2 protein-coding genes and 1 pseudogene are annotated in these 2181 nt (G+C 77.2%); all 3 read left to right on the plus strand.

Annotated elements, in window-relative coordinates:
• Positions 1-243 (plus strand): annotated as a pseudogene (locus NH602_RS30295) (magnesium chelatase); the annotation flags it as partial.
• A 12-nt stretch (positions 244-255) separates the two neighbouring features.
• Entirely contained in the window at positions 256-870 is a 615-nt protein-coding gene (gene cobO / locus NH602_RS30300) for a cob(I)yrinic acid a,c-diamide adenosyltransferase (RefSeq protein WP_073574299.1), read from the plus strand.
• Positions 864-2181 (plus strand): cobyrinate a,c-diamide synthase (locus NH602_RS30305; protein WP_253069619.1); only part of this gene is annotated, 1318 nt, incomplete at its 3' end. The genes cobO and NH602_RS30305, both read left to right, overlap by 7 nt.

The raw sequence follows: 2181 nt of genomic DNA on the forward strand, positions 1-2181 counted from the left end.
CGGGCCACCGTCGCCGCCCGCGACGGCGGGGACCCCGTCGCCGACTCCCGCCGCGCCGCCGGGCTGCTGGCCGCGGACGGGGTGCACACCGTCGTCGTCGACTGCGAGGCGGGCCACGTCCGCCTCGGGCTCGCCGCGCCGCTCGCCGCCGCCGCGGGCGGCGAGCTGGTGACCCTCGACGAGCTGACCGCCGACAGCGTGGGCGACCTGGTCCGGGAGACCCGGTCCGCCCGCGCCGCCTGAGAGGAGACCACCGTGCCGCAGGGACAGGTGTCCGTCACGCCCACCGACGGGCTCACCACCCGCCAGCGTCGCAACCGGCCGCTGCTGGTGGTGCACACCGGGGTGATGAAGGGGAAGTCGACCGCCGCGTTCGGGATGGCGCTGCGCGGCTGGAACCAGGGCTGGTCGATCGGGGTGTTCCAGTTCGTCAAGTCCGCGAAGTGGAAGGTCGGCGAGGAGGAGGCGTTCCGCGCCCTGGGCGAGGTCCACTCCCGGACCGGGCAGGGCGGGCCCGTCGAGTGGCACAAGATGGGCTCGGGCTGGTCCTGGTCGCGCAAGGCCGGCACCGAGACCGACCACGCCGCCGACGCCGCCGAGGGCTGGGCCGAGATCCGCCGCCGGATCGGGACCGAGGCGCACCGCGTCTACGTGCTCGACGAGTTCACCTACCCGCTCAAGTGGGGCTGGATCGACGTCGACGAGGTCGTCGACGTGCTGGTCAACCGGCCCGGGCAGCAGCACGTGATCATCACCGGCCGGGACGCCCCGCAGGCCCTGGTCGAGGCCGCCGACCTGGTCATGGAGACCACGAAGGTCAAGCACCCGATGGACGCCGGGCAGAAGGGCCAGCGGGGGATCGAGTGGTGAGCACGGCCCGCGCGCTGGTCGTCGCGGCGCCGTCGTCGGGGAGCGGGAAGACCACGGTCGCGACCGGGCTGATGGCCGCGCTGTCGCGGCGCGGCACCCGGGTCGCGCCGTTCAAGATCGGGCCGGACTACATCGACCCCGGCTACCACACCCTCGCCGCGGGCCGCCCGGGCCGGAACCTCGACGTCGTCCTGCAGAGCTCCGACCGGCTCGCGCCGCTGGCCCGGCACGGCGCCCGGGACGCCGACGTCGCCGTCGTCGAGGGGGTGATGGGCCTGTTCGACGGCCGCATCGCCGACGGCGCCGGGTCCACCGCACAGGTCGCGGCGACCCTGGGCGCGCCGGTGGTGCTGGTCGTCGACGTCCGGGGGCAGTCCCGGTCGCTGGCCGCGCTGCTGCACGGTTTCCGCAGCTTCGATGACTCCGTGCAGGTCGCCGGCGTGATCCTGAACCGGGTCGGGTCCGACCGGCACGCGCAGGTCTGCCGGGCCGCGGCCGAGGAGGTCGGGCTCCCGGTGCTGGGCGCGGTCCCGCGCCGGGCCGAGCTGGCGGTGCCCTCGCGGCACCTGGGCCTGGTCACCGCCGCCGAGCACGGCTCCGCCGCGACCGCCGCGGTGGACGCGATGGCCGCGCTCGTCGCCGAGCACGTGGACCTCGACGCCGTCCTCGCGCTCGCCCGCCCGCTGCCCGACGGACCCGTCTGGGACCCGGCGGCCGAGCTCGGGACGGACCCGGTCCCGGGACGTCCGGTGGTCGCGCTCGCGGGAGGCCCGGCCTTCGGGTTCGGCTACGCCGAGCACGCCGAGCTGCTCACCGCGGCCGGTGCCGACGTGGTGACCTTCGACCCGCTGCGCGACCCCGCGCTCCCGGCGGGCACGGCCGCGCTCGTGCTGCCCGGCGGCTTCCCCGAGGAGCACGTCGGCGCGCTCGGGGACAACGCGCCGCTGCGGGCGCAGGTCGCCGCGCTGGCCGCGTCCGGGGCGCCGGTGCACGCCGAGTGCGGCGGGCTGCTGTACCTGTGCCGCGACCTCGACGGGACGCCCATGTGCGGGGTCCTCGACGCGTCGGCGGGGATGACCCCGCGGCTCACGCTCGGCTACCGCGACGCGGTCGCGGTGTCGGCGTCGCCACTGTTCGCGGCGGGCGAGCGGGCCGGGGCGCACGAGTTCCACCGGTGCGCGGTCACCCCGCGGGCCGGGGGCGCCCCCGCCTGGGCGTGGCGCGGCGGCGAGCCGGAGGGCTACGTCGACGCCCGGGTGCACGCGTCGTTCCTGCACACCCACCCGGCCGGGGTGCCCGGCGCCGTCGCCC

Origin of the sequence: Pseudonocardia sp. McavD-2-B (genome assembly GCF_024124365.1) — a bacterium.
Taxonomy (GTDB): Bacteria; Actinomycetota; Actinomycetes; order Mycobacteriales; family Pseudonocardiaceae; genus Pseudonocardia; species Pseudonocardia alni.